Source organism: Nonomuraea sp. NPDC050022 (assembly GCF_044460705.1).
Taxonomy (GTDB): Bacteria; Actinomycetota; Actinomycetes; order Streptosporangiales; family Streptosporangiaceae; genus Nonomuraea.
Genome location: NZ_JBITKE010000007.1, coordinates 117,752 through 144,244 on the forward strand (window position 1 = coordinate 117,752; position 26,493 = coordinate 144,244).

Genomic DNA, 26,493 nt, shown 5'->3' on the forward strand with positions numbered 1-26,493 from the left:
CATCGACCAGCGACATCGACCAGCGACATCGACCAGCGACATCGACCAGCGACATCGACCAGCGACATCGACCAGCGACATCGACCAGCGACATCGACCAGCGACATCGATCAGCGGCGTCGCCAGAAGCGGCGCGCGGTGAGCCGGCGGGGAAGTCTGAGATGGAAGCCGGTGGCGTCGAGCACGGCGTCTAGGAGGGCCAGCAGGACGCCTGCTCCGCCCGCCAGCCCGGCGGCGCGGAAGTCCTCGGCCGGGGTGTCGCCGGGCGCGGCCGGGCGTGGGTCGATTCGTCCGGTGGGATCCCAGAGGACCGCGATGGTGGTGCCCGGCCGCGCCACGGAGATGCGAGTCGTCATCGAGTCCGGACCGCCCTGTGAGCAGCCCAGGCGGTAGTCGTAGTAGGTCTCGCTGCGCGTGGACGTCCATGTGGTGCCCGGGTCGCCGGGGGAGGTGCCGGGCTGGTAGTGGGTGTCGGTGACGGTGCGCTGTTGCGGGGTCTCCTGGCGTACCAGGCACTCGCTCACCTGGCCGCGCTGGGCCAGCGCCTGCCGCGCCACGGCCTCGTGGGCCAGATTGAGACAGTAGATCAGCGCCATGCCCATCGCGAGGCTCAGTAACACCCGGGTGCACCTGAAGAACGCCAGGCCGATCGGTGCCACCGCCACGAAGAAACCGATGATCGCCAGGACGACCCCGACCCAGCCTGCTGGGCCGTAGGCGTCGAGATAGCCTCTTCCGAAGGCCAGCGCGATCGCCAGCACGGCCGGCCACACGCGCAGCAGAATGCCCCGTACGTCCGTGGAGCGTGTGTATCTGCCAGGCATCTGATCACCCTCGCCATCGGTGCCCGCGCCGCTCACGACGTAAACGTCATCCCGTCGGGCCGCGGCTTCCCGAGAGGGGAGGTCATGGCGGCGTTCTCAGGTCAGCGACCGGCGGCGGAAGCTCACCATCCCGACGGCGGTCAGCGCCACGCAGAAGCCGGTGAGCACGGCGATCGAGATCCACGGCTCGATGTGCGGCACCTGCGGCTCCAGTGCCGCCCGTACTCCCTCGCTCGAGTACGTCATCGGATTGAGCGCCGTCAGGACGTGGAACCAGGGCAGCTTGCCGAGCGAGGGCCACGGGTATTGGGTGCCGCCGGTGAACAGCATCGGCGCGATGATGAGGGCGAACATGATGCCGACCTTGCCGGGCGGCAGCAGCGTACCGATGATCAGCCCGATTGCCCCGGCCGCCCAGCCACCGAGCAGGACCGACAGCACGAGCAGCGGAAGGCCGTCGACCCGGAACGTCGCGTCCTGGATGATCAGCATGCCGGCGGGCAGCGTGACCGCGGCGGCGAACAGCGCGCGCAGCGCCGCCGCCAGCACCTTCTCCAGGCCGACCAGGGAGATCGAGACCGGCGCCAGCAGGCGATCCTCGATCTCCTTCGTGTAGCCGAACTCCATCATCAGCGGCAGGGCGACGGCCTGGAGCGCCGCCACGAAGCCGCTCATCGCGACCACGCCGGGAAGCAGCACGTCGTTGTAGGAGGGGTCGACGTAGGCCAGGCGGCCGAGCACGCCGACGAAGATGAAGAGCATGACGAGTGGCTGGAGTACGACCTGGGCGAGCACCGAGGTGATGTCGCGCCACGTCACGACGGCATCGCGCCACAGGATCGCGAGAACCACGCGCAACGGGCTGACGCCCCTGCGGACGGCCGTCTGGGCGGACACGCTCATCGCAGGCTCCTCCCCGTGAGGGTGATGAAGACGTCCTCCAGGCTCGGCTCGCCGATCTGGACGTTGGTGATGGGACAGTCGCGCTTGGCCAGCAGCTGCGCCACCGGTCCGAGCACGGCGGCGGGATCCTGGCTCACGTAGAGCCGGAAACGCGTCTCGCTCATGGCTGGCTCGGCGGGTGCGGACTCCACGCGTTCAACGCGTTCGACGCCGTCGACATCGGCCAGGACGTCCAGCAGCTCCCGGGCACCCGGCGGCTCCTGGGCGCCCTGCGACGCTAGGACGTCCGGCAGCTCCCGGGCGGCCGGCCCGGGGACCTGCGCGATGGTGATGTCCAGCATGCTCTTCCCCTCCAGACCGCGCGTGAGCGCGTGGACCGTGCCGAGCGCGAGCAGCTTGCCGTGGTCGATGATGCCGACCCGGTCCGACAGGTCGGCGGCCTCGTCCATGTCGTGCGTGGTCAGGACGACCGTCACCCCCGCGGCGCGCAGCTCGCGGATCCGGTCCCACACGAAGAGCCGCGCCTGCGGGTCGAGCCCGGTCGTCGGCTCGTCGAGGAACAGCACGCGAGGGTCGTGCATCAGGGCTCGGGCGATCAGCAGGCGCTGGGCCATGCCGCCCGAATAGGTGTTGACGCTGTCGCGGCCCCGCCCGGCGAGCCCGAAGGACTCCATGAGCTCGGTGGCCCGGCTCTTGCTGACCGCTCGCGGTACGCCGTGGTAGGCGGCGTGGAAGAGGAGGTTCTGCCAGGCGTTGAGGGAGCGGTCGAGGTTGTTGACCTGGGGCACGACGCCCAGGAGCCGGCGCGCCGCCACGGGGCGGGCCACGACGTCCACGCCCAGGATGGTGGCCGTGCCGCCGGTGGGGATGACGCGGGTGGTGAGGATGCCGATCGTGGTGCTCTTGCCCGCACCGTTGGGGCCTAACAGGCCGAAGATCTCTCCTGGGCGGACCTCGAGGAAGAGCTCGTCGACGGCGTTCGCCGGAGCCCCGGGATATCTCTTGACCAGGGCGTCGATGGCGACGGCGGAGTCACCGACCTTCGCCGCTCTCTGTGTCTGCGATCCGGGCACGAGTGGCCTCCCGTTCGTCGAATTCGATCGTGTCGATGAGGAACGCGCGGATGATCGCCTCGTGCTCGGGGTCCGCCAGGCTGGGGGTGAGCGGGGGCGCCTCGCTCAGGACGTTCCCCACGCGCTCGGTGATCTTCTTGCCGCGCGGCGTGAGCGCCAGCAGGACCTTTCTGCGGTCCACGGTGTCCCGTAGGCGGTCCACGAGGTGATCGCGGGCGAGCGTGTCCACGATTCCGGTCAGGGTGGAGACGTGCACCCGGCAGCGCCGGGCGATCTCGCTGTGGGTGCCCGACCCGCGGCTCAGGGCCAGCAGCACGTTCATCCCCGCGACGGACACGCCGTGCTCCTGGCTCAACAGAGCGTTCCAACGGCTGTTCAGCACGTTTCCCGCGATCGACACCAGATAGGGGAGCGGTGCCTGCTGGAGGTCGGACTCCGCTGAATGGTCAGACGTCATGTTCGTCAGGATAGCGAATTTGTTTGGAGCCATACATTACGAGCTCGTATATTTTTGTCCCATAGCTTTTTGGGGTCGGCCGGTTTCGTCGGCCGCGATCATCAAGGGGCGTCTTCCCGGCGGATCTGCTGGAGGATGGTCTCGTCGGTGATCTTGCTGTCTTGGGCGAGCAGGAAGGCTTTGCTGAGGATGAGAGCCAGGCGGCCGTCCTCCTCGAAGGGCAGGAACAGCTTGGCGTCCCGCTTACGGGCTGTGACGATGCACAGGTAGACGTCGCCGGGGCTCATGAGGATGTTGCCGCTGCCCAGGTGGATCCGGTAGGTGCGCAGGACGCCGCGGACGACCAGGTAGCGGTCGGTGAGCGTGCAGCGGTCGGCGATCGCCGTACGGGGGAGGATTCGGGCCAGCGCGTCGCGGCGGACCTCGGCCGACGGCGGCAGCGCGCCGAAGGCGGCCTCCCGCACATACCCACCGAAACGTTCTCCGTCGCCGAATCGCTCCTGGCCGCTGAAACCGTCCTCGCCCCGGTCGATCCAATCCGGGTCGGCGGCGATCGAGGTGACCGCGATGAACAGGTCCACGTCCCGCATCGCCTCGCTGAACACCAGCGGCGGAACCAGCGCCAGCGGCGTCTCCCGCCAGGCGCGCCCCTCACGCCGGTCGAAGCGGACCTGATCGGTGGCGGCCAGGGTCACCTCGTGGTCGGCCACCGCGGCGGTCTCGTAGCGGAAGCGGACCCGCCAGGCGCCCTCCGCCAGTTCCTTCTTGGCCACGGCTTCCTGCTCGCCGTGGAAGGCGCGCAGCCAGAGCGTCTGCCAGCCGCGCTCCTTGAGCAGCGCGTACAGCCGCGCGTGGTCGACGATGTGGGCGGCGAACCGAGGGAAGTAGAAGCCGCCACGAGCGGGTCCCGTCGGTGGCGAGTCCGTGGGCCGGCACACCCCGCTCCAGCAGCTGGGCCGGTGTGATCCCGGCGTGTCCGGCGGCCGTGGCGAGCGCGGTGTCGACCTGCTTGCGCAGCGCCCGGTGCTTGATCGAGGTCTGGAGCCGCCAGAGCGGCTGCGGGTCGTCGCCCTCGCCGAGCGCGTTGATCGCGGCACCGGCGACCACCAGATCCTGCGTGAATCGGGCGCGGTCACCACCCAGATGGACGGCCAACCAGGTCAGAGTGGCCGCCAGATCGTCGACCCGGGCCAGCGTCGCCGCCCAGATGGTCCCGCGGGCCACATCCGTGTTCGCCTCGGACACCATCCGCCGGTTGCCGTCGTCGGACACCTCGCGGATGAAGGCCGCCAGCGCGAACCGCACGAACTCCCGCGCACCGGCGGGCTCCAGCAGGGTCAGGCAGCGGGCGCGCCACGTCTGGGTGGGCCGCGGCGTATGTACCTCGCACAGATGCTCGACCAGCTTGACCAGGTGGGGTGCGGGCGCGTCCCCAAGATGATCGCGTACGGACGAGGCCCAGGCGTCGGCGCGTACCAGTGCCGACAGCGGCAGCGTCGTCGGGTCGCCGGGCAGGGCCAGCGTGATCCGGCGGTGCAGACGTCGTCGGTCATCGGCAGGTAGCGGGACGTGGGCCATGGCCTCGATCAGCCGGGTGACTGACTCGCGCAGGGATTGCCGCTCGGCGATGTCGATTTCCAGCACCAGGTTCACGACCTGGCACACCCAGGTGACGTCCCAGTATTGAAGCTCCCGGCTGCCCACGACCGAGAGCAGCGCGGTCACGCCGGTTGCGGTCCAGCCGTCGGAGCCGGACAAGGCCAGCTCCAGCTCCTCGTAGTATTCGTCCAGCCCGGGTTGAGCCAGGTAGATCACAGCGGCCCGGCGGTCGGTTCCCTCGGTGTGGCGCAGCCGTGCCACCCGCTCCTGCCGGACATTCCGGGCCTGGCGCCGCAGTTTCTCGGCACCCCGTTCGTCCCGGTCATCCGGCCAGAGCCAGGAGTATGACCGTCCCTCCAGCTCAAGCTCCTGGACGATCGCCTCCATGATCCAGCTCGCGGACGCGAAGGCGGCCGCGACCGTCTCGTCGACGGTGAGTTCGCGCATGCCTGGATCATGCCGAAGCCGTCCGACAGAATTCGCCGCAGGCCAGTTTGTCGGAGGCGGCTGGTAGTCAAGGGTCATCCCACTGCCACAGGAGATCATCGATGGCTCAGGTCACCTTCCGTGATGAGAGCGCGAGTGGCCGGCCGCTGGAGGAGTTCACGCTGCCCGGCCTGCCGGACCGGATCACCGCTCGTGAGCTACTGCGGCTGCGCGTGCGCGAGGAGGTCGCCCGGTACAACGCGGCGCCCTCGCCCAGGTTCAACGGGCTGGTCAAGCCGGACGACGCCGAGGTCGAGCTGAACGGCTACCGGATGCGCGCGGCGCGGCGGATCGACTGGGAGCGTCAGGCGGACATCGCCGAGCGGGCGTTCGTGCGCAACGGGTTCATCCTGCTGGTCGGTGATCGTCAGATCGAGGATCTGGACGAGTCGATCGACCTGACCGCGGATCCGGTGATCTCGTTCGTCAAGCTTGTCCCGCTGGCCGGAGGCTGAGACGGGTGCGGCGGCGTCCTCCAGAGACCGCCGCCGCTGGTTGGCGGCGCGGCTGTCGCCCCTGGCGCCCGCTCGCGCCAGCGCCTCCTCGGCCGCGCGGGGCCGTCACAGAGAGCGTTTATACAAGTGCGCTGAGTGATATACGGTGGTCGGGTGGCTTCCGAACCCCCCACGGGCGCGTACATCCCGAGCACCTTCGACACCGAGCCGCGCTCCGCGGCCGGTCTGCCGCTGGCGCTGATCCAGCAGTGGCGTGACACCGGTCAAAGCCACGAGGACGCGCGGCGGCTGCTGGGCCGATTCGCGGTCCGCGGTTACAACGTGGTGTCCGACTCGGCCGGGCTGACGAAGCTCAGCCAGCGGCTGGGGCTGCTGGAGGTGCTGGCGCTCATCGACCGGCCCAAGCGGATCCTGCACGCCCGCACCAGGGCCATCGGCGGCGAGGCGGTGGGTGTGTGGGCGGCGGACAACGCCCAGATGTTCCATCCGGAATCGGCGGACGCGGGGGTGCTGCTGTCGGCCCTGCTGAAGGTCCAGGACGAGATCGAACGCTCTTGCCGCGTACGGATCGGCATCGGTGCGCACTGCGGGAGTTTCTACGGCCTGGCCGGTGGGCTGTACGGCGCGGAGGCGGACGCGATCGAGGACATCGCGGAGAACCACACCGAAGGCGGGGGGCTCGTGGTGACGGGGGCGGTCGTCGACCGGCTGCCGCCTGACCACGCCTTCGTCCTGCGCCGCAAGGACGGCCCCGAGAGCCTGGTCGGCGCCGTCCATCAGGTGCTCGACGGCCCCCGTCCGGAGGATGTGCGGCCGGTCGCCGAGGATCTGCGTTACCCGATTCCCTACTCCGCGGCCTTCTACGCCGACCTGCTGAGGTTGGAGCGCCGTCCCGAGGACGTCGAGCTGGCCCGGCGGCTGGCCGCCGAGCATCTCCAGGACCGGACTGTGGTCCTGGTCGAGCGGAGCGTCGCCCCGGCCGAGACGCCTGAGCTCGGGCTGCTGAGAGGGCTGGCCCTGTCGGCCGTGCTCAGGGAGACGGGGCTCCGGCTCATGCCCGCGCGGGGTGCCGTGGAGATCAAGATCGCTGGACCTCTGGCTCTCTACCTGTTCGAGGAGGCCGCGCCGGCCGTACGCTTCGCCCAGGGCTTGCGCGCGGGCCTGGCCGAGTACGAGATCGTCTGCCGGATCGGGGTGGCCGCCGGGCCGGTGCTGGCGGGTGAGACGCCGGGTGGTGGGTGGGATATCGCGGGCGCGCCGGTGAATCTCGCCTCCAAGATGGCGCAGGATCTCGGCGGGCCCGGTCGCGTCTATCTGAGCGAGGCCGTACATGAGCGGCTGGCCGAGGCCGGGAGCGAGCGCGCCCAGCTGGACGGGTTCGCCGCCGTCCAGCGCACGGTCTCCGGAGTCCAGCTGACCTTCTTCGAGGGCTGAATTCCCGGGAAACCACTCTTCCCCGGCGGGAGATCCTTCTTTATTCTCATGCTCAAGAGGGTCTGTGAACGTTCACAGAGAGGCGCTCAAGAGCCTCTGTGAACGTTCACAGAGGAGCCCACCCATTTCTTGAGCAAGGAGATCGGGATGGCCGTCAACCACCTGAACCGCCCCTGGAGGATCGGGGGCACGCTCCTCCTCGCACTGGCGACACTGCTCGCCGTCGCACTCGTGAACCCCGCCCCCGCCTCGGCCGCCACGCTGACCATGCGCGGCGCCGACGTCTCGTCGGTCCAGCGGAGCCTGGACCTCGGGGCCAAGTACTACAACGCCGCCGGGACAGCCGCCGACCCACTGGACATCCTCGCCGGCGTCGGCGTCAACTACGTCCGCTTACGCGTCTGGAACAACCCGGCGAGCGGCTACAACAACAAGGCGAAGGTCCTGGCCTACGCCAGGACGGTCAAGGCCAAGGGCCTCGGCCTGATGATCGACTTCCACTATTCGGACACCTGGGCCGACCCGGGCAAGCAGTTCAAGCCGGCGGCGTGGGCGAGTCACGGCATCGGCCAGCTCCAGACGGACGTCTACAACTACACCTACGACGTCTGCAACAGCCTGAAGGCGCAGGGCACCACGCCCGACAGCGTGCAGATCGGCAACGAGATCAACGTCGGGATGCTCTGGAACGACGGCAAGGTGATCAACAACGACTTCACCAATCTGAGCCTGCTGCTCAAGGCCGGGTACAACGCCACCAAGGCGTGCAACGGCGGCACCCAGGTGATCATCCACACCGCCGACGCCGACAGTCTCGCCAACGCCCGCTGGTTCTACGACGGGATCAAGGCCAAGGGCGTGCCGTGGGACATCACCGCCCTGTCCTACTACTGCATGTGGCACGGCCCGCTGTCCACCCTGTCCACGGTGATCAACGACGCGAGGTCCCGGTACGGCAAGCCGGTCATCGTGGCGGAGACCGCCTACCCGTTCACCGCGGCCAACGCCGACAGCGAGGGGAACGTGGTGACCGGCTCGGCGCCGTGCTCGGGCTACCCGGCCACCTGGGCGGGGCAGGCGAACGAGTTCGCCGCGGTCCAGAACACGGCGCGCGGCGCGGGCGCGATCGGCGTCTTCTACTGGGAGCCGACCTGGTACGCCATCTCCGGCAACGGCTGGGACCCGGCCAACATCAACGGCACCGGCGACCAGTGGGACAACATGGCCACCTTCAACTGGACGGGCGGCATCAATCCCAGCATCAGATGGACCCCGTAGGTCGCGGAGCCAAGATCTCCAGGTAGTGCTCGTTGTACATCACGCCGAGGATGTTCCCGAAGGGGTCGACCACGGACGCGGTGACGAATCCCGGCCCCCGCTCGACCGGCTTGTCGTGCGCGGTGGCGCCCAGGGACAGCAGCCGCTCGAAGGCGGCCTCGACGTCGTCCACGTGCCAGTAGATCACCGCGCCGCTGGCCTGGTCGGCCCGGCTGTGCGGGGCGAATCGGCGGTCGACGATGCCGAGCTCGTGCTGGTAGTCGCCGAGGCGGAACTCGACGTAGGCGGGCGGCCCCTCGACCGGGCGCGCGAAGTACGGCTCGATGCCGAGCAGTTCGGTGTACCAGTCCCGGGCGGCCGGGACGTCGTCGGCGAAGAAGCTGACGGTGGTGAGTCCACGCAACATGGGGTGTTCCTTACGTTCGGTCGGTGTCTATGGCCATCCTCCAAGCTAAAGTGCTCACCAATTGACCACTTTCTTGGCGAAGATGGGGACATGCGCGCTGACCGGCTCGTCGCGGCCCTCCTGCTCATGCAGAGCCGTGGCCGGGTGACCGCCGCCGAGCTGGCCGACGAGCTCGAGGTGTCCGTCGCCACCGCCCGCCGCGATCTGGAGGCGCTGTCCGCGGCGGGCATCCCGGTCTATCCGCAGGCCGGACGCGGCGGCGGCTGGTCGCTCGTCGGCGGCGCCCGTACCGATCTCAGTGGCCTGTCGGCGATCGAGGCGCAGGCGCTGTTCCTGCTCGTCGGACCGGCCGCGGCCGTCTCGGGTGAGGCGAAGGCGGCGCTGCGCAAGCTCGTACGGGCGCTGCCGCAGACCTTCCGGGCCGACGCCGAGGCCGCCGCCGCCGCGACGATGATCGACCCCACCCGATGGGGCGAGCGTGATCGCCGCCGCCCCGAGCTGGTCGACCTGCTCCAGGCCGCCGTGGTCCGCCGGCGGAAGGTCCGACTGACCTACGCCGGCAGCGCCCGCGAGCGGACCGAACGGCTGATCGACCCGTGGGGCCTGGTCGATAAGGACGACATCTGGTACCTGATCGCCGGGACCGAACGAGGACAGCGAACCTTCCGGATCGACCGGATCATCGAGGCCGAGCCGACCGACCAGCCCGCCGAGCGCCCGGACGATTTCACGCTCGCCGACGCGTGGGAGCAGGTCGTGGGGGAGGTGGAGCGGCGGCGTTCGCGTACGTGGGCGACCGTGATCATCGAGGCCAGGTTCGTGCCGGTGCTGCGCACCCACTTCGGGCGGCACTGCCACACCGACGGCGAGCTCGACCACGGCCGGGTCCGGGTCCGGGTCCGCCTCGCCGCGCCGACCCCGCTGGACATCGCCAGGAACCTGGCCGGCTGGGGCGCGATGATCGAGGTGGTCGAGCCGCGGTCGGTCCAGGCGGAGCTGGCGCGGATCGGCGCCGAGCTGGCCGGCCAGTACGCCGGCGAACGCTGACCTGGCAGCGGTCAAGGCCCAAACTTACCGAAGGTCCGCAGAAAGTCTCAGCTTTCAGGCCGGGGATGAATGCAGTCCCCTGCGGATGGCCCGCCGCAGGCGGGGCATCCCGGTGCGTGGACCTGGAACCTCAGGTGGGGCGGCGCCTCGATAGTGGGGCTCCGCCGCAGGAGGCGGCGAGGTAGCTGGGTGACCAGAAGGGGTCGTGCATGGTGGCGGGGTTGATGCGGCCGGTGAACTCCTTGCGCAGGTAGTGCGAGGAGACGCCTTTCAACGAGTTGACGAGTTTGCTGATCGCGACCTTGGGCGGGTAGTGGACGAGCAGGTGGACGTGGTCGTGTTCGCTGTTGAACTCGCGGAGTTCGGCCTCGAAACTGTCGCGCACCTCGATCATGATGTCTTCGCAGCGGCGCAGCATCGCGTCGTCGAAGGCGTTTCGGCGATATTTGGTGACAAAGACCAGATGGGCGTGCATCGCGGAAACCACGTGTCTGCCTCGTCGATATTCCGCTTCCTGGCTCATAGACCAGATGATAATGTGTTCGAGTCGGTGAGACGTGAGCATCCCGTGGAAGAGGGGGTGTTGCGCATGCTTGCGGGCCGGAAGTACCGCTTGGAGTTCGACTCCGGGCAGGCCGCGTTCGCCGAAAGGCTGGGCGGGATCTGCCGGGCGGTGTGGAACACCGGTCTCGAACAGCGGCGGGAGTACCGGCGGCGCGGAGGGTGGATCACCTATGCCGAGCAGTGCGGGCAGCTCGCCGAGGCGAAGAAGGACCCGTACTGCGGCTGGCTCGCTGATGCGCCCGCCCAGGTGATCCAGCAGACCCTCAAGGACCTGGACCAGGCGTGCCGCAAGCATGGCACATGGAAGGTGCGCTGGAAGTCGAAGGCGAAGTGGCGGCCCTCGTTTCGCTTCCCCACCGCCGGACACCTGCCCGTGGAGCCGATCGGCCGCAAGTGGGGGCGAGTCTTCCTGCCCAAGTTCGGGTGGGCGCGGTTTCGGATGTCGCGCCCGCTCGGGGGGAGCGTCAAGTCCGCGACCGTGTCCCGGGACGGCAAGCACTGGTTCATCAGTTTCCTGGTCGACGATGGGATCGCCGAGCGGCAGGAACACGCCCGCCCTGGATGGGTGGGCGTGGACCGGGGGGTGGTCACGGCCGCCGTGACCTCGGACGGGGAGTTCTTCGACCGCCGCCACGCCGGAAGCGGCGGTGTCTCCTCCAGGCGGCTGCCGCGGGAGACGAAACAGGACCGCAAGGACGACCTGGGGTATGTGACGGTCGGCGAAGCGGAACGGTATCTACGGCTGCAACGCCGGCTCGCCCGCACGCAGAAGGGATCGAGGCGGCGTCAGAGGGTCGTGGCCGCGATGGGTGAGGTCATGCGGCGGGTCCGGTGGCGGCGCGCTGACTTCAACGCCCAAGCCGCGCATCGGCTCACCGGTGTGTACGGGCATGTGGTCATCGAAGACCTGAACACGAAGGGGATGAGCGCGGCCGTCAAGCCGAAGCCCGACCCCGACCGGTCGGGCAGGTTCCTGCGCAACGGCGCGGCGGCGAAATCCGGGCTCAACACGGCGATTGTCGACAAGGGCTGGTACGGCCTGGGAGTCGCCCTTCGCTCGAAGGCGCGCTATACCGGCTGCGTCATCCATAAGATCAATCCTGTGTACACGTCCCAGACGTGCCCGGAACCTGTGTGCGGGAAGGTGGAGGAGAAGAGCCGCAAGAGCCAAGCGATCTTCTCCTGCACTTCCTGCGGGCACAGCGAGCACGCCGACATCGTCGGGGCGAGGAACATCAAGAGCAAAGGACAGGCGGCCGGGCTGGTCGTCTCAGGGCGTGGAGACCCACCCGGGTCCGCGAAACGTCAAGCACCCCGTTCCACAGCACAGGCCGCGCAAGCGGCACGAGCTGCCGCATAGCGGCACGGGAATCCCCGCCCCTTCAGGACGGGGAGCAGGTCAACTTGTACGATATGGCGCGGAGGTTGATCTAGGTGGCCACGCGGAATGGACCAAGGACCGAGCCCCGCACCCCGTTGAGCAGAGATCGGGTGCTCCGGGCCGCGATCAAGGTCGCCGACGAAAGCGGCATCGAGTCGCTCACGATGCGTCGTCTCGCGGAAGAGCTCGGCGCCGAGGCGATGTCGCTCTACTACCACGTGGCCAAGAAGGAAGACGTCCTCGACGGCATCGTCGGCGTCATCGCCGGCGAGATCAACGAGGCGGTCGGCCGGATCGACATGCCCTCCAAGGGAGCCGCCTGGAAGACGGCCGTGCGGCAGCGGATCCTGACCGCCCGCCAGGTCTTCCTGCGCCACCCCTGGGCGCCGCGCGTCTTCGAGACCCGTACCGACGTGAGTCCGGCGGTCGTGCGGTACTTCGATGCCCTGATCGGGCTCATGCGAGACGGTGGCTTCTCCAACGACCTGGCCCATCACGCGCTGCACGCCCTGGGGAGCCGGGCTCTGGGGTTCACCCAGGAGATGTTCGATCCGGGTGACGGGGCCGGTGACGATTCCGCGGCCATGCTCGACGCCATGGCCGAGCAGCTGCCCCACCTCGTCGGCATGCTGCGGGAGATCGCTCACGACGACCCCGACTCCACGCTGGGCTGGTGCGACGACCAGACCGAGTTCGAGTTCGGGCTGGATCTGATCCTCGATGGTCTCGACAGGATGCGCGAGAGCGCCTGACCCCCTTCGTGCTCGCCGGTCGCCTCCGGCGGCCCCTTGACCACCTTACGCCGTACGAGTACCTTACGGCGTACGACTTACGTTGTACGAATCGGAGGCACCCGCGATGAAGGCGATCGTCTTACGCACGTACGGCTCACCCGACGACCTGGCCGTCACCGAGATCGACAAGCCCGTGCCCGGCGCCGACGAGGTACTGGTCCGGGTCCGTGCCACCTCCATCCAGCCCTACGACTGGCACCACATGAGAGGCGAGCCGTACATCGCGCGCCTGATGCCCGGCAGCCTCGGGCTGCGCGGGCCGAAGATCCACATCCTGGGCGCCGATCTGGCGGGGCAGGTCGAGGCGGTCGGCAAGGACGTGACGGGGTTCAGCCCCGGCGACGAGGTCTTCGCGCAGTCCAACCAGGGCGGCTTCGCCGAATACGCGTGCGTCCGGGCGAGCGACCTGGCGCCGAAACCGAAGAACCTGTCCTTCGAGCAGGCGGCGGCGGTGCCGATGGCGGCCAACACCGCCCTGATGGGCCTGTGCGACCAGGGCCGCCTCCAGTCCGGGCACAAGGTCCTCGTCAACGGGGCGTCGGGCGGGGTGGGGACGTTCGCCGTGCAGATCGCCCGAGCGCTCGGCGCGGAGGTCACCGCCGTCTGTGGCGCGCGGAACGTGGACCTGGTCAAGTCGCTCGGCGCCACCGAGGTCATCGACTACACGACGGAGGACTTCACCCGGACCGGACAGCGTTACGACCTGCTGCTGGACATCGCGGGAAGCCGTTCAGGAGGGGCCTGCCGCCGGGTGCTGACCCCCAAGGGCACCTACGTCGCCATCGGCGGACCGCCCGGCCGATGGTTCCAGCCCGCCGCTCACGTGTTCGCGGCGGTGGCGTTCTCGCCGTTCGTGTCCCAGAGAATGGTCATGACGGACGTGGTCACCTGCCGGCAGAAGCGGCAGAATCTGCTCACGCTGACCCGGCTCATCGAGGACGGCGAGATCGCTCCGGTCATCGACCGCGGTTACCCGTTCGAGGAGATCCCGGCGGCCGTCCGCTACCAGGAAGAGGGTCACGTGGTGGGGAAGGTCGTCATCACGGTCTGAACGAAAGGGCCGAGGGTCGCCGACTACGGTCGCGCCGGCGACCCCCGCTGCGAAAGCAGGCCTCAGGCGCTCCGTGCCTTGGCGTACTCCGCGGCGCCGCCCGCGAAGTCGTACACCTCTACCTGCTCGTTCCCAACCACCCAGGCGTCGTGTCCGGGCGGGGCGACGAAGACCTCTCCCGGGCCGATCTCGGCCTCGGTGCCGTCGTCCATCCGGATGCGGAGCCGGCCTCGGACGACGAACCCGTTGTGATGGACCTGGCACGAATCGGTGCCGACGATCGGCTTGATGGACGCCGACCAGCGCCATCCGGGTTCGAACGTGGCCACACCGAAGCTCAGGCCCGTCAGGTTGCACACCTCGAAGTGGCCCATCGGGAAGTCCCGGCGCTCGTCGGGCTTGTCGATGCTCTTGACCTCGATCATGACGTCCCCCTTCGTCACCTTTCAGTCTCCCACCGGGTATTTCTCCGAACAAAGCCGACCAAGGGAACGAGGACGACGTGGGGTTGAGCCGTGGGCGCACCGGGTAGGCGAGCGCCATGGAGATCAGCCTGCAGGTCAACGGTTCGCGGCGGACCGTGGAGGTGGACCCGCGCGTCTCGCTGCTGGATCTGCTGCGCGAGCGGCTCGGACTGACCGGCTCGAAGAAGGGTTGCGATCACGGCCAGTGCGGCGCGTGCACCGTGCTGATCGACGGCCGGCGGGCCAACGCCTGCCTGGCGCTGGCCGTGGCGCAGGACGGATCGGACATCACCACCGTCGAGGGCCTGGCGGACGGCGACCGGCCGCACCCGCTCCAAGCCGCCTTCATCGAGCACGACGCCTTCCAATGCGGCTACTGCACCCCCGGCCAGCTCTGCTCGGCCGCCGGAATGCTGGCCGAGGGCGGTCCGAGCGCCGTCACCGAGGACATGGCCGCCGACCCGGCGCTGACGGCCGAGGAGATCCGCGAGCGGATGAGTGGCAACCTGTGCCGGTGCGGCGCCTACCCGAACATCGTCACCGCGATCGCGGAGGTGGCGCGATGAGACCCTTCGAGTACGCGCGGGCCGGCGACCCCGCCGACGCCGTGGCCAGGTTCCGGCCCGGTGCGATGTACCTGGGCGGCGGCACCAACCTCGTCGACCTCATGCGTCTGGGCGTGGCCGAGCCCGAGTTCCTGGTGGACGTGAGCCGGCTGCCGCTCGACCGGATCGAGCCCGACGGCGACGGGCTGCGCGTCGGCGCCGCCGTGCGCAACAGCGACCTCGGCGCCCATCCGCTGGTCCGCGAGCGCTACCCGATGCTGGCGCGGGCGGTGCTGGCCGGGGCGTCCGGGCAGATCCGCAACATGGCGACCGTGGGCGGCAACCTGCTGCAACGCACCCGCTGCTCGTACTTCCAGGACGTCTCCAAGCCGTGCAACAAGCGGCGGCCCGGATCCGGCTGCCCGGCGATCGGCGGCGACCACAGCAACCTCGCCATCCTCGGACATTCCCCCGCATGCGTGGCCACCCACCCGTCCGACATGGCGGTGGCGCTGGCCGCGCTCGACGCCCGCGTGCACGTCACCGGGCCCGGCGGCGACCGGGTGATCCCGATGCCGGGGCTGCACCGGCTGCCCGGGGACGAGCCCGAGCACGACACCGTGCTGGCGCCCGGCGAGCTGGTCACCGCCGTGCACCTGCCCGCCCCGCCACCGGGCGCCTCCCGTTATCGCAAGGTCCGCGAGCGCGCCTCGTTCGCGTTCGCACTGGTGTCGATCGCCGCCGCCCTCGACGTCGCGGAGGACGGGACCGTACGCGACTGCCGGATCGCGCTCGGCGCGGTGGCGCACGTGCCGTGGCGGTGCGAGCGCGCCGAGCGGGCGCTGCGCGGCGCCCGGGCGGACGAGGAGAGCTTCACCCGGGCCGCCGAGGCCGAGCTGGAGCGGGCCCGCCCGCTGCCGCGCAACGCGCACAAGGTGCCGCTGGCTCGCAACCTCATCGTCCGCACCCTGCTGGAGCTGGCACCATGACCCGGATCGAGGGGCACGACAAGGTCACCGGCCGCGCGACCTACTCGGCCGAATACCCGATCGAGGGCGTCACCTACGCCTACCCGGTCCAGGCCGGGATCGTCAGGGGCCGCATCACCTCGATCGACGCGGCGGAGGCGCTCGTCCTGCCGGGCGTGCTGGCCGTACTGTCCAGCGAGGACCCGCCCGAGCTGGCCCCCGACGCGGACCCGGAGCTGGCGCTGTTCCAGCGCCGCGAGGTCGCCTACCGGGGGCAGTTCGTCGCCGCCGTCGTCGCCGACACCTACGAGAACGCCCGCGCGGCCGCGCGGGAGGTGCGGGTCACCTACGAGGAGGACCCGCACGACGTACGGCTGCGCGGCGACCACCCCGGGCTCTACCGGCCGGAGAAGGTGAACCCGTTCTACCCGGCCGACACCGAGAAGGGCGACCTGGCGGCCGGGCTGGCCGCGGCGGCCGTCACCGTGGACGTGACGTACACGACCCCGGCCGTGCACAACAACCCGATGGAGCCGCACGCCACGCTCGCCGTCTGGAGCGGTGACGGCGACCTGACCGTCTACGACTCGACGCAGGGCGTGTCCACAGCTCGCGTCATGATCGCCAAGACGCTCGGCCTGCCCGCCGAGCGGGTGCGCGTGGTCTGCCGCCACATCGGCGGCGGCTTCGGGTCCAAGGGCACCATCCGCCCCGGCACCATGCTCGCCGTCCTGGCGGCACGGGCCGTCGGGCGGCCGGTGAAGGTGGCGCTGACCCGGCAGCAGCTGTTCGACGTCACCGGCTACCGGACGCCGACGATCCAGCGGGTCCGGCTCGGCGCCGACGCCGACGGCCGCCTCACCGCCGTCGAGCACGAGGTCGCCGAGCAGAGCTCGACGCTGGTCGAGTTCGCCGAGCAGACCGCCACCCCGGCCCGCACCATGTACGAGACGCCCGCGCTGCGCACGGCCCACCGGCTGGTCCGGCTGGACGTGGCCACCCCGTCGTGGATGCGCGCTCCGGGCGAATGCCCCGGCATGTACGCGCTGGAGTCGGCCATGGACGAGCTGGCCATCGCCACCGGCCTGGACCCCGTCGAGCTGCGCGTGCTCAACGACGCGGAGACCGAGCCGGAGAGCGGCCTGCCGTTCAGCTCCCGCAACCTGGTGGCCTGCCTGCTGGAGGGCGCCCGCCGGTTCGGCTGGGAGGGGCGCGACCCGACGCCGGGCGTCCGCCGCCAGGGGCGCTGGCTGATCGGCACCGGCGTCGCCTCCTCCACCTTCCCGGCCTTCCGGCGCCCGTCCCAGGCCACCGCCACTGTCGAGAACGGCGGCTATGTCGTGCGCGTGGCCGCCGTCGACCTCGGCACCGGCGCCCGCACCGCGCTGACCAAGATCGCCGCGACCGCGCTCGGCGTCCCGCCCGACCAGGTGCGGATCGAGCTGGGCGACAGCGATCTGCCCCCCGCCCCGGTGGCCGGCGGCTCCATGGGCACCGCCTCCTGGGGCTCGGCCGTGGTGGCCGCCTGCGAGGAGGCGCTGCGCGACGGCAAGCACGGCGCAGCCGACACCACCGACGCCATCAAGGCGCAGCAGGACCTGGCCAGACACGCCTTCGGCGCCCAGTTCGCCCGGGTACGCGTGGACATGGACACCGGCGAGATCCGCGTGTCGCACCTGCTGGGCATCTTCGCCGCCGGGCGGATCATCGACGAGCAGCTGGCAATGTCGCAGTTCGTCGGCGGCATGACGATGGGCGTGGGCATGGCGTTGATGGAGGAGAGCGTCATCGACGACGAGTTCGGCGGGTTCAGCAACCACGACCTGGCTCAATACCACGTGCCGGTGTGCGCGGACATCGAGCGGATCGACGCGGCCTGGATCGAGGAGGACGACCGGCACCTCAACCCGATGGGCACCAAGGGCATCGGCGAGATCGGCATCGTCGGCACCGCGGCCGCCATCGGCAACGCGGTCTATCACGCGACGGGCATCCGCGTCCGCGACCTGCCGATCACCCCCGCCCGCCTGCTCTCTTGAAGCTGGTCCTGCGCGAATAGATCGCACTTTCGCATGAAATTCCCTGATCTAGGTAGATGAAGGCACATGGAACCGGACAGGGAAACGCAGAAGGAGCGGGCCGATCGCAACTTCGTGGAGCTGCTGCAGAGCGCACGGGTGGCGGTGACCGGAGTCCAGGTGCTGTTCGCGTTCCTGCTGACGGTCCCGTTCTCGCAGGGGTTCGACAAGCTGAGCCTGGCCGACCGGCGGCTGTTCTACGTGGCACTGGTCAGCGCCGCCATCGCGTCGATCTGCTACATCGCCCCGGCCGCCCAGCACCGGGTGCTCTTCCGCCAGGGCCTGAAGGAGATGCTGGTCCGCCGCTCCAACTTGTACGGCATCGCCGGGGCGCTGGCCCTGGCCGTCTCGATGACCGCGGCCACCATGCTGGTGGTCGACTACCTGTTCCACAGCACGGTGGCGGTGATCACGGCCGTCGTCGTCGCCGCGCTGGCCGTGTGGACCTGGTTCGTGCAACCGGCGATGGACCGCTCGGCCAAGGGCGACGACGACACGAGCTGACCCCGGTCGCGCACGACCGGGGCCGGGTCAGATCTTCGGGCACATCTTCCCGTCGCGCGGCGGCACCCGGGTGATCAGATAGCGGTCGACGGAGGTGTTCACGCAGGCCGAGCCGGTGCCGTAGGCGGTGTGGCCGTCGCCGTCGAAGCTCAGCAGCACGCCCGAGGACAGCTGAGAGGCCAGCGCCTTGGCCCACTTGTACGGCGTGGCCGGGTCGCGCAGGGTGCCGACCACCAGGATGGGCGGCGCGCCCTTGGCGTGGATGGCCCGGTTGACCGTCTTGCTCCTGACCGGCCAGAAGTCGCACGCACTGGCCACGGCCTTGCCGGAGCTGATCGCCTTGGCCTGGCGCACCGCTCGCCGCCAGGTCGGGTGGTCGAGGCAGTCGATGGCCGCGTGCGCCTCCATCATGTTGGCGTAGGTCGCGTCGGGGCCGCGCTCGTTGTACTGGTCGGCGTACTGCAGCAGGAGCGTGCCGTCGCCCTTGAACGCCGTGCCGAGCGCCTGCCGCAGGGCCGGCCACGACCGCTGGTCGTACAGGAGGCTGTTGAGGCCGGTGTACACGATCGCCTGCGTGGCCTGCCTGCCGTCGTAGGTGTTGACCAGCGGCGCCTTCTCGGTCCGGTCGTGCAGGGCGCGCATCTGCTTGGTGATCGCGGTGACCGTGTGTTTCTTGAAGGGGCAGTCCTTGTGCTTGAAGCAGTCACGCGCGAAGGACTCGAAGGCCACGCCGAAGCCGTCCTGCTGGCCCGCGCCGAACTCCGTCGCCGTCGTCGTGGGGTCCTCGGCGCCGTCGAGCACCATCGCGCGCACCCTGGCCGGGAACAGGTTCGCGTAGGTGGCGCCGAGCAGGGTGCCGTACGAGAAACCGAGGTAGGTCATCCGCGACTCGCCGAGACCGGCGCGCAGCACGTCCATGTCACGGGCGGCGTTCGGCGTGCCCACGAAGGGCAGGAGCGCGCCGGAGTTGGCCTGGCACGCCTGCGCGAGCCGCAGCTGCGCGTAGTTGTACATCTTCACCTCGGCCTTCGAGTCCGGGGTGTCGTCGACGGAGTGGTACCAGTCGGCCACCTGGGTGGGCATGCAGCGCACGGGGCTGGAGGCGCCCACACCGCGCGGATCGAAGCTGACCAGGTCGAAGCGCGAGCGGAGGGCGGCGGTGAACTTCACCTTCGCGGTGCCTCTCAGCAGGTCGACGCCCGACCCGCCGGGGCCGCCGAAGTTGATCACCACGGAGCCCAGGCGCTTGCCGCCCTTCGCCGGCAGTTTGATCACGGCGATCTCGATCCGTTTGCCCGACGGCTTGGTGTAGTCGAGCGGCACCTTGAGCTTCGCGCACTGGAAACCCCCCTTGCAGGGGGTCCAGGCGAGCCGCTGCCCGTAGTAGGCGCTCAGGCCGGGCGGTGTGTCGGCCGTCCGCGCGGGCTGTGCCGTCGCGGGCTCGGCGGTGACCAGACCCGCGGAGAGCAGGCCGATGACTAACGGGGTGATGACCCCGAGAAGGCGTCGCATATCTCTGTCCTCGTCTGGCGGCCGAGTGGATATCGCTCAGTGACTCTCCGATGGTTGGGCGCGGTGGTTGCGAGGCTCTTGAAGGCCGCTGGCCGAGCGCGTGCAAGCGTTATTTGGAAAGTTTCTTTACTAGCGCGGATCACGTCCGTATGGTGAGGCCATGAGCCTGCGCACAGTGCTGATCCTGGTGGCGGCGCTCGTCGCCACGTCGGTCTCCGCCTCCCCGAGCGCGCGCGCCGCCGCGCCCCTGAGCTTCGGCGGGGTGGTTCCCGCCCCGGTCAGCGCGACGCCCGCCGCCGGAGTCACCTACCGGATCACCTCGGCCACCAGCCTCTACAGCGACGTCCCCGCCGTCGGCGAGCAGCTCGCCCGGCAACTGCGGCGCTCGACCGGCTTTCCCGTGCCGATCGTGGTCGCGCCGCCCGCCGGCGGCATCTCGCTGCGGCTGGGCAGCGTGAGCGGCGGCGAGGAGGCCTACCGCCTCGACGTGACCGCCACCGGGATCACCGTGCTGGCCAACGGGGCCGCCGGGCTGTTCAACGGGGTGCAGACGCTGCGGCAGCTGCTGCCGTACGCGGCCGACAGCGCGAGCGTCCAGCCGGGGCCGTGGCCCGTGCAGGGCGGGCGGATCACCGACGCGCCGCGCTACGCCTACCGCGGCGCCATGCTCGACGTCGCCCGCCACTTCTTCCCCCTGGCCGCCGTCCAGCGGTACATCGACCAGATCGCCCTCTACAAGATCAACTACCTGCACCTGCACCTGTCCGACGACCAGGGCTGGCGGATCGTCATCGACTCCTGGCCCCGGCTGGCCACCTACGGCGGCAGCACCGCCGTCGGCGGCGATCCGGGCGGCTACTACACCAAGGCCCAGTACCAGGAGCTCGTGGCCTACGCCGCGGCCCGCAACATCACGGTCGTGCCCGAGATCGACCTGCCCGGCCACACGAACGCCGCCCTGGCCTCCTACGCCGAGCTGAACTGCGACGGCGTCGCGCCGCCCCTGTACACCGGCACCGACGTCGGCTTCAGCTCGCTGTGCACGTCGAAGGAGCTCACCTACACCTTCCTCGACCAGGTGCTCGGCGAGCTGGCCGCACTCACCCCCGGCCCCTACCTGCACCTCGGCGGCGACGAGGCCAGCTCCACCAAGCCGGCCGACTACGCCGCGTTCATGAACCGGGCGCAGGCCATCGCCGCCGCGCACGGCAAGACCGTCATCGGCTGGCACGACATCGTCAAGGCGACGCCGCTGCCCTCCACGGTCGCTCAATACTGGGGCACCACGCCGGACGACAGCGCCGTCGCGGGCGCCGGGCGGAAGGTCATCATGTCCCCGGCCAGCCGCGCCTACCTCGACATGAAGTACAACCGGCGCACCCCGCTCGGCCAGGACTGGGCCGGGCTGATCGAGGTCAAGGACGCCTACGGCTGGAACCCGGGCGCCTACCTGACCGGCCTGCCGGCGCAGCAGGTCCTGGGCGTGGAGGCGCCGCTGTGGACCGAGACGATCAGGACGTCGGCCGACATCGAGTACATGGCCTTCCCGCGCCTGCCCGCCATCGCCGAGCTGGGCTGGTCCCCGTACGCCAAGCACGACTGGACCGCATTCAAGCAGCGGCTCGGCGCGCAGGGGCCGCGCTGGCGCGTCCAGGGTGTGAACTACTACCACTCCGGGCAGATCACCTGGCCCGCCGGTTCCTGAACCGACTCTTGTACGGCGTCACCGCCCGGCGGTCTCGTTGAGCTGGTGCGCCCACGGCGGGTTGGCCCCCGCGACCGAGCACGTCAGCGCCGCCACCCGGGCCGCGAAGGCGGCGGCGTCGGCGGCCGTCTCCAGGTCCAGCCCGTCCAGCCGGCCGCCGAGCAGCCCCCGCACGCCCAGCCGGTGCAGCAGCCCGGCGGTGAAGGAGTCACCGGCCCCCACGGTGTCGACGACCTCGACCCGGGGCGCCCGTACCGTCGCGCGCTCCCCGTCCAGCGACACCAGCGCGCCGTCCGCGCCCCGGGTGATCACGATGAGCCTGGCACCGGCCGCGTGCCAGGTGTCGCAGGCACGTTCCAACGGCTGATCCGGCATCAGGAAGGACAGGTCGTCGTCGCTGAGCTTGAGGATGTCGGCCACCGCGCACCACCGCTCCACCGGGTAGGCGTCCCGGCCGGCCAGGCTGGGCCGTACGTTCGGATCGATCGAGACCGTCGCGTGCGCGCGGGCATCCGCCGCGAACGACTCCACCGCGGCGCTGCCCGGCCGCCTGACCAGCGCGAGCGACCCCGTGTGCAGGCAGGACCACCCGCTCGGGTCGACGGCGGCCAGCTCTTCGGCCGTCCACTGCCAGTCGGCGGTGCCCTCGGCGTGGAAGCTGTAGGCCGCCTGGCCCCGCTCGTCGAGTGAGGCCACCGCCAGCGTGCTCGGCTCGGCGGCCGGTACACAGGCCGACAGGTCCACCCCGGAGGAGGCGAGGTGCTCGCGGAACAGCTCGCCGAACACATCCGCCGACACGCGCCCCAGGAACCGCGTCGAGGTGCCGAGCCGGGCCAGAGCCACCGCCGTGTTGGCGGGTCCGCCGCCCGGCAGAACCCGGAGCTCCAGCTCGCCGGGGCGCCGGTCGGCGAAGGCGTCCGCGACGCATTCGCCCAGGACAGCGATCATCAGGGCCAACCTTTCAGCCATGTTTGCAGATTTGTTACACCCAGGGGGCATTGACGTTTCTAGAAAGGGAGTCCATCATCGCAGCACGGCGAATGTCAACGTTGACATATGTCAACGATGACATTGAATCATCCCTGATAGGAAGCCACTATGATTGCTAGGCTCTCGGCCGGACTTCTGGCCGCCGCGCTCCTCGTCACCGGCTGTGGCGGCAACGAGCAGAAGGCATCCACCAGCACCAACAAGGTCGGGCTGATCACGAAGACGGAGACCAACCCGTTCTTCGTCAAGATGAAGGAAGGCGCGCAGCAGGCCGCCAAGTCGTCGGGCCTGGAGCTGATGACCGCGGCGGGCAAGTTCGACGGGGACAACGCCTCCCAGCTCACTGCCATTGAGAACATGGTCGCGGCCGGGGTGAAGGGCATCCTCATCACGCCCAACGACACCAAGGCGATCGTGCCCGCGATCAAGAAGGCCAGGGACGCCGGCGTCGTGGTGATCGCGCTGGACACGCCGACGGACCCGCAGGACGCCACCGACGCGCTGTTCGCCACCGACAACCTCAAGGCGGGCGAGCTGATCGGCCAGTACGCCAAGGGCGCCATGGCCGGCAAGACCGCCAAGATCGCCACGCTGGACCTGGCGCCCGGCATCACGGTCGGCCAGCTGCGTCACGACGGCTTCCTGAAGGGCTTCGGCATCGCCAACGGCGACCCGTCCATCGCCTGCTCCCAGGACACCCGCGGTGACCAGTCCAAGGGCCAGGAGGCGATGGAGAACTGCCTGCAGAAGGCGCCCGACATCAACCTCGTCTACACCATCAACGAGCCCGCCGCGCTCGGCGCCTACACCGCGCTCAAGGCCAAGGGCCGCGAGAAGGATGTGCTGATCGTCTCGGTGGACGGCGGCTGCACCGGCGTCAAGGCCGTCAAGAGCGGGCAGATCGCCGCGACCTCGCAGCAGTACCCGCTGAAGATGGCCGAGGACGGCGTCAAAGCCGTTGCCGACTTCGCCAAGGGCGGGGCCAAGCCCAAGGGCTACATCGACACCGGCGTCACGCTGATCACCGACAAGGCCGTCCCGGGAGTGGAGTCCAAGGACACCACCTTCGGCCTGGCCAACTGCTGGGGCTGACATGGCCGTCATGGAAGCGACGCTGCCGCGCCGCATCATCACCACACCGACGGCGGGACCGCTGGCCGCGCTCGTGCTGGCCTGCGTGTTCTTCGCGGTCAACAGCGACCAGTTCCTCACCGGCGGCAACTTCTCGCTGATCATCCAGCAGGTGATGGTCGTCGGCACGCTGGCCATCGGCCAGACGCTCATCATCCTGACCGCCGGCATCGACCTGTCCAACGGCGCGATCATGGCGTTCGGCGGCATCGTGATGACCAAGCTGGCCGTCGGCAGCGGGCTGCCCCCGCTGCTCGCGGTCGCCGCCGGACTCGCCGTCTGCGCCGCGTTCGGGCTGGCCAACGGGCTGCTGGTGACGCGGATCTCGCTGCCGCCGTTCATCGTCACGCTGGGCATGCTGAACGTGGTGTTCGCGCTGACCCACATCTACTCCGAGGACCAGACGGTCACCGACCTCCCGAACGCGCTGACCTTCCTGGGGCAGACCTTCAAGGTCGGCGGCACGAACGTCACCTACGGGTCGCTGCTCACGATCCTGCTGTTCCTGCTCTTCGCCTACCTGCTGGGGTACACCGCGTGGGGCCGTCACGTGTACGCGCTCGGCAACAGCCAGGAGGTCGCGCGGCTGACCGGCATCCGCACACAGCGGCTGACGATCGGCGTCTACACAGTCGCGGGCCTGGTGTACGGCATCGCCGCCCTGCTGCTCGTCTCCAGGACCGGCGTGGGCGACCCGCAGGCCGGTCAGACGGACAACCTCGACAGCATCACCGCGGTCGTACTCGGCGGGACCAGCCTGTTCGGCGGCCGGGGCCTGGTGATCGGCACGCTGATCGGCGCCCTCATCGTGGGGGTCTTCCGTAACGGCCTGCAGCTCATGGGCGTACCGTCGATTTACCAGACGCTCATCACCGGCATCCTGGTGATCCTCGCCGTCGCCGTCGACCAGCTCTCCCGCAGGAGGACCCGATGACCCCCGTGCTCCAGGCCCGCGGCCTGGTCAAGCGATACGGCCACGTGGTCGCGCTCGACGGCGCCGACTTCGACCTGATGCCCGGCGAGGTGCTCGCCGTCATCGGCGACAACGGCGCCGGCAAGACCAGCCTGATCAAGGCGCTGACCGGCGCGCTGCAGCCCGACGAGGGCGAGATCCTGCTCGACGGCAAGCCCGTCCGCATCCGCGACCCCCTGGAGGCGCGCCGGCTCGGCATCGAGACCGTCTACCAGGAGCTCGCCGTCGCGGCCTCGCTCGACATCGCGACGAACATGTTCCTCGGCCGCGAGCTGCGCAAGCCCGGACCACTCGGCGCGATCTTCCGGATGCTCGACAAGAAGCGGATGCGCGAGGAGTCGGCCAAGCACATGGCCGACCTGAAGATCGGCCTGCGCTCGCTCACCCAGTCCGTCGAGTCGCTGTCCGGCGGCCAGCGGCAGGGCGTGGCCGTGGCCAGGGCCGTGGCGTGGGCCTCCCACGTCGTGGTCATGGACGAGCCGACCGCCGCGCTCGGCGTCAAGGAGTCTGGGCAGGTGCTGGACATGATCAAGCGGGTCCGCGACCGCGGCATGCCCGTCGTCCTGATCAGCCACAACATGCCGCACGTCTTCGAGATCGCCGACCGCATCCACGTCCAGCGGCTCGGCCGCCGCGTCGCCCAGATCAAGCCGGGCGACCACAGCATGGCCGAGGTCGTCGCCATCATGACCGGGGCACTCCAGGTGTCGGAGGGCAAGTCGGTCGTGACGGACAAGGACGCGGCGGAGGCGATCGGCCTCTAGCATGGGCGAAATGCGGCGTCCCACCATGACAGACGTGGCCCGTGAGGTGGGCGTCACCGCCAAGACCGTCTCACGGGTGCTCAACGACGACGGACCCGTGGCCATCGAGACGCGCGAACGCGTCATGGCCGCGGTCCGCAAGCTGGGCTACCAGCCCAACCTGATGGCGCGCAACATGCGGGTCGGCGCCAGGGACGCCGCGATCGGGCTGGTCATCCCCGAGATGGGCAACCCGTTCTTCGGCACGGTGGCGGGCGGCATCGAGAACGCCGTCCGGGCCCGCGGCCTGACCCTCATCGTCGGCTCCTCCAGCGAGACCGCCGAGCTGGAGCAGTCCCTGATCGCCACCTTCCTGGCCCGGCGGGTCAGCGCCCTCATCGTGGTCCCCTCGGCCGGCAGCGACCACCGCTACCTGCGTACGGAGCGGGTCGCCGGCCTGCCCATCATCTTCCTCGACCGCCCGGCCGTCGGCCTGACGGCCGACAGCGTGGTCAGCGGCAACCGGGCCGGCGCGCAGGCCGGCATCGAGCACCTGATCGGGTACGGTCACCGCCGGATCGGCTTCATCGGTGACCTGCCCGCCACCCTCTACACCCGCCGCGAACGCTTCCAGGGCTACCGCGACGCCCTGGAGCAGGCGGGGCTGCCGTTCGACCGCACCCTGGTGGAGACGGGCCACGACCAGGAGGCGGCCCGCGCGGCCACCCTGCGCCTGCTCGCCCTCGACCGCCCGCCCACGGCTCTGTTCGCGGCCAACAACCTGGCCTCCATGGGGGCGGTGGTCGCACTGGCCCGAGCAGGGCGGCGGGACGTGGCGCTGGTGGGGTTCGACGACCTGCCGCTGGCGGAGGTCCTGGACCCGCCGCTCACCGTCGTGGCCCAGGATCCGGCGGCCATCGGGGAGGTGGCGGCGGAGCTGGTGCTGTCGCGCCTGGACGGCGACCGCTCCCGCGCCCGGCGACCACTGGTGCCCACCCGGCTGATCGTCCGGGGGTCGGGTGAACTGCCGGCGCCCTCCTGAGCCGATTATCGGCAGTCGCCGACGAAGTCAACGGCCGCCTACGCGAAACGCTCGACCGGGATACCCCGGCCGAGCGTTTCGCTGAG

General features: G+C 69.9%; 26 protein-coding genes. 16 read left to right on the top strand and 10 right to left on the bottom strand.

Annotated elements, in window-relative coordinates; all coding sequences use genetic code 11:
• Positions 1 to 110: 110 nt before the first annotated feature.
• The 5 genes from ACIBO2_RS29670 to ACIBO2_RS29690 all read right to left on the bottom strand — a co-directional run bounded on the left by ACIBO2_RS29670 (position 111) and on the right by ACIBO2_RS29690 (position 5,303).
• Positions 111 to 824 (bottom strand): hypothetical protein, encoded by a 714-nt coding sequence (locus tag ACIBO2_RS29670; RefSeq protein ID WP_397301017.1) that lies wholly within the window; start codon positions 822 to 824, stop codon positions 111 to 113.
• Positions 825 to 920: 96 nt separating this feature from the next.
• Positions 921 to 1,727, bottom strand: a complete 807-nt coding sequence (locus ACIBO2_RS29675; RefSeq protein WP_358552691.1) for an ABC transporter permease — start codon at positions 1,725 to 1,727, stop codon at positions 921 to 923.
• Positions 1,724 to 2,800: an ABC transporter ATP-binding protein gene (locus tag ACIBO2_RS29680; RefSeq protein WP_358552689.1), complete on the bottom strand. Its 1,077-nt coding sequence runs from the start codon at positions 2,798 to 2,800 to the stop codon at positions 1,724 to 1,726. Before ACIBO2_RS29680 ends, ACIBO2_RS29675 begins: the two co-directional genes overlap by 4 nt.
• Entirely contained in the window at positions 2,760 to 3,257 is a 498-nt protein-coding gene (locus tag ACIBO2_RS29685; protein WP_358552687.1) for a MarR family transcriptional regulator, read from the bottom strand. The genes ACIBO2_RS29680 and ACIBO2_RS29685 overlap by 41 nt, the downstream gene beginning before the upstream one ends.
• 651 nt (positions 3,258 to 3,908) lie before the next feature.
• Positions 3,909 to 5,303: a hypothetical protein gene (locus tag ACIBO2_RS29690; RefSeq protein WP_397301020.1), complete on the bottom strand. Its 1,395-nt coding sequence runs from the start codon at positions 5,301 to 5,303 to the stop codon at positions 3,909 to 3,911.
• Between the two features lie 101 nt (positions 5,304 to 5,404).
• Between ACIBO2_RS29690 and ACIBO2_RS29695 the strand changes: the two genes are divergently transcribed.
• The 3 genes from ACIBO2_RS29695 to ACIBO2_RS29705 all read left to right on the top strand — a co-directional run bounded on the left by ACIBO2_RS29695 (position 5,405) and on the right by ACIBO2_RS29705 (position 8,509).
• The gene (locus ACIBO2_RS29695; protein ID WP_358552683.1) at positions 5,405 to 5,797 is read left to right on the top strand and encodes a hypothetical protein; all 393 of its coding nucleotides are present in this window, start codon (positions 5,405 to 5,407) and stop codon (positions 5,795 to 5,797) included.
• A gap of 153 nt (positions 5,798 to 5,950) precedes the next feature.
• The gene (locus ACIBO2_RS29700; protein ID WP_397301022.1) at positions 5,951 to 7,231 is read left to right on the top strand and encodes an adenylate/guanylate cyclase domain-containing protein; all 1,281 of its coding nucleotides are present in this window, start codon (positions 5,951 to 5,953) and stop codon (positions 7,229 to 7,231) included.
• Positions 7,232 to 7,360: 129 nt separating this feature from the next.
• Positions 7,361 to 8,509 carry a glycosyl hydrolase 53 family protein gene (locus tag ACIBO2_RS29705; protein WP_358552679.1) on the top strand — a complete coding sequence of 383 codons (1,149 nt, stop codon included), beginning with the start codon at positions 7,361 to 7,363 and terminating at the stop codon, positions 8,507 to 8,509.
• On the opposite strand, the gene ACIBO2_RS29710 is transcribed toward ACIBO2_RS29705, so the two are convergent.
• Positions 8,493 to 8,915 (bottom strand): VOC family protein, encoded by a 423-nt coding sequence (locus tag ACIBO2_RS29710; protein ID WP_397301024.1) that lies wholly within the window; start codon positions 8,913 to 8,915, stop codon positions 8,493 to 8,495. The genes ACIBO2_RS29705 and ACIBO2_RS29710 overlap by 17 nt on opposite strands.
• Positions 8,916 to 9,005: 90 nt before the next feature.
• On the opposite strand from ACIBO2_RS29710, the gene ACIBO2_RS29715 reads away from it, so the two are divergent.
• On the top strand, positions 9,006 to 9,962 hold the full coding sequence (locus ACIBO2_RS29715) for a helix-turn-helix transcriptional regulator (protein ID WP_397301027.1): 957 nt from the start codon (positions 9,006 to 9,008) through the stop codon (positions 9,960 to 9,962).
• A 130-nt stretch (positions 9,963 to 10,092) separates the two neighbouring features.
• On the opposite strand, the gene tnpA is transcribed toward ACIBO2_RS29715, so the two are convergent.
• On the bottom strand, positions 10,093 to 10,485 hold the full coding sequence (gene tnpA / locus ACIBO2_RS29720) for an IS200/IS605 family transposase (RefSeq protein ID WP_397301029.1): 393 nt from the start codon (positions 10,483 to 10,485) through the stop codon (positions 10,093 to 10,095).
• 66 nt (positions 10,486 to 10,551) lie between these two features.
• On the opposite strand from tnpA, the gene ACIBO2_RS29725 reads away from it, so the two are divergent.
• The 3 genes from ACIBO2_RS29725 to ACIBO2_RS29735 all read left to right on the top strand — a co-directional run bounded on the left by ACIBO2_RS29725 (position 10,552) and on the right by ACIBO2_RS29735 (position 13,752).
• Entirely contained in the window at positions 10,552 to 11,886 is a 1,335-nt protein-coding gene (locus ACIBO2_RS29725) for an RNA-guided endonuclease InsQ/TnpB family protein (RefSeq protein WP_397301031.1), read from the top strand.
• A gap of 74 nt (positions 11,887 to 11,960) precedes the next feature.
• The gene (locus ACIBO2_RS29730; RefSeq protein ID WP_397301033.1) at positions 11,961 to 12,659 is read left to right on the top strand and encodes a TetR/AcrR family transcriptional regulator C-terminal domain-containing protein; all 699 of its coding nucleotides are present in this window, start codon (positions 11,961 to 11,963) and stop codon (positions 12,657 to 12,659) included.
• Positions 12,660 to 12,765: 106 nt separating this feature from the next.
• Positions 12,766 to 13,752, top strand: coding sequence for an NAD(P)-dependent alcohol dehydrogenase (locus ACIBO2_RS29735; protein ID WP_358542290.1), 987 nt, complete (start codon positions 12,766 to 12,768; stop codon positions 13,750 to 13,752).
• A gap of 62 nt (positions 13,753 to 13,814) precedes the next feature.
• Here ACIBO2_RS29735 and ACIBO2_RS29740 read toward each other — a convergent pair whose 3' ends face one another.
• Positions 13,815 to 14,195 carry a cupin domain-containing protein gene (locus ACIBO2_RS29740; RefSeq protein WP_358542292.1) on the bottom strand — a complete coding sequence of 127 codons (381 nt, stop codon included), beginning with the start codon at positions 14,193 to 14,195 and terminating at the stop codon, positions 13,815 to 13,817.
• A 98-nt stretch (positions 14,196 to 14,293) separates the two neighbouring features.
• On the opposite strand from ACIBO2_RS29740, the gene ACIBO2_RS29745 reads away from it, so the two are divergent.
• From ACIBO2_RS29745 to ACIBO2_RS29760, 4 genes are all read left to right on the top strand, one after another.
• A complete protein-coding gene (locus ACIBO2_RS29745; protein WP_397301036.1) occupies positions 14,294 to 14,782 on the top strand; it encodes a (2Fe-2S)-binding protein in 489 nt (162 codons plus the stop codon).
• The gene (locus tag ACIBO2_RS29750) at positions 14,779 to 15,750 is read left to right on the top strand and encodes a xanthine dehydrogenase family protein subunit M (protein ID WP_358542297.1); all 972 of its coding nucleotides are present in this window, start codon (positions 14,779 to 14,781) and stop codon (positions 15,748 to 15,750) included. The genes ACIBO2_RS29745 and ACIBO2_RS29750 overlap by 4 nt, the downstream gene beginning before the upstream one ends.
• Positions 15,747 to 17,768, top strand: coding sequence for a xanthine dehydrogenase family protein molybdopterin-binding subunit (locus tag ACIBO2_RS29755; protein WP_397301038.1), 2,022 nt, complete (start codon positions 15,747 to 15,749; stop codon positions 17,766 to 17,768). The genes ACIBO2_RS29750 and ACIBO2_RS29755 overlap by 4 nt, the downstream gene beginning before the upstream one ends.
• Positions 17,769 to 17,834: 66 nt before the next feature.
• Complete coding sequence (locus ACIBO2_RS29760; RefSeq protein WP_358542302.1) at positions 17,835 to 18,311, top strand: DUF6328 family protein; 477 nt, start codon at positions 17,835 to 17,837, stop codon at positions 18,309 to 18,311.
• Between the two features lie 27 nt (positions 18,312 to 18,338).
• Here ACIBO2_RS29760 and ACIBO2_RS29765 read toward each other — a convergent pair whose 3' ends face one another.
• Positions 18,339 to 19,823, bottom strand: a complete 1,485-nt coding sequence (locus ACIBO2_RS29765) for an alpha/beta hydrolase (RefSeq protein WP_358542305.1) — start codon at positions 19,821 to 19,823, stop codon at positions 18,339 to 18,341.
• 160 nt (positions 19,824 to 19,983) lie between these two features.
• Between ACIBO2_RS29765 and ACIBO2_RS29770 the strand changes: the two genes are divergently transcribed.
• Positions 19,984 to 21,528 carry a beta-N-acetylhexosaminidase gene (locus ACIBO2_RS29770; RefSeq protein ID WP_358542307.1) on the top strand — a complete coding sequence of 515 codons (1,545 nt, stop codon included), beginning with the start codon at positions 19,984 to 19,986 and terminating at the stop codon, positions 21,526 to 21,528.
• Between the two features lie 18 nt (positions 21,529 to 21,546).
• On the opposite strand, the gene ACIBO2_RS29775 is transcribed toward ACIBO2_RS29770, so the two are convergent.
• A complete protein-coding gene (locus ACIBO2_RS29775) occupies positions 21,547 to 22,476 on the bottom strand; it encodes a carbohydrate kinase (protein ID WP_358542310.1) in 930 nt (309 codons plus the stop codon).
• 150 nt (positions 22,477 to 22,626) lie between these two features.
• On the opposite strand from ACIBO2_RS29775, the gene ACIBO2_RS29780 reads away from it, so the two are divergent.
• Genes ACIBO2_RS29780 through ACIBO2_RS29795 form a run of 4 tightly spaced genes read left to right on the top strand, consistent with a single transcriptional unit; the run spans position 22,627 to position 26,407 of the window.
• On the top strand, positions 22,627 to 23,610 hold the full coding sequence (locus ACIBO2_RS29780; RefSeq protein WP_358542313.1) for a sugar ABC transporter substrate-binding protein: 984 nt from the start codon (positions 22,627 to 22,629) through the stop codon (positions 23,608 to 23,610).
• 10 nt (positions 23,611 to 23,620) lie between these two features.
• Positions 23,621 to 24,583, top strand: coding sequence for an ABC transporter permease (locus ACIBO2_RS29785; RefSeq protein WP_358542315.1), 963 nt, complete (start codon positions 23,621 to 23,623; stop codon positions 24,581 to 24,583).
• Positions 24,580 to 25,386, top strand: coding sequence for an ATP-binding cassette domain-containing protein (locus ACIBO2_RS29790; protein WP_358542317.1), 807 nt, complete (start codon positions 24,580 to 24,582; stop codon positions 25,384 to 25,386). The genes ACIBO2_RS29785 and ACIBO2_RS29790 overlap by 4 nt, the downstream gene beginning before the upstream one ends.
• Positions 25,387 to 25,396: 10 nt before the next feature.
• Positions 25,397 to 26,407: a LacI family DNA-binding transcriptional regulator gene (locus ACIBO2_RS29795; RefSeq protein WP_358542319.1), complete on the top strand. Its 1,011-nt coding sequence runs from the start codon at positions 25,397 to 25,399 to the stop codon at positions 26,405 to 26,407.
• Positions 26,408 to 26,493: the final 86 nt, after the last annotated feature.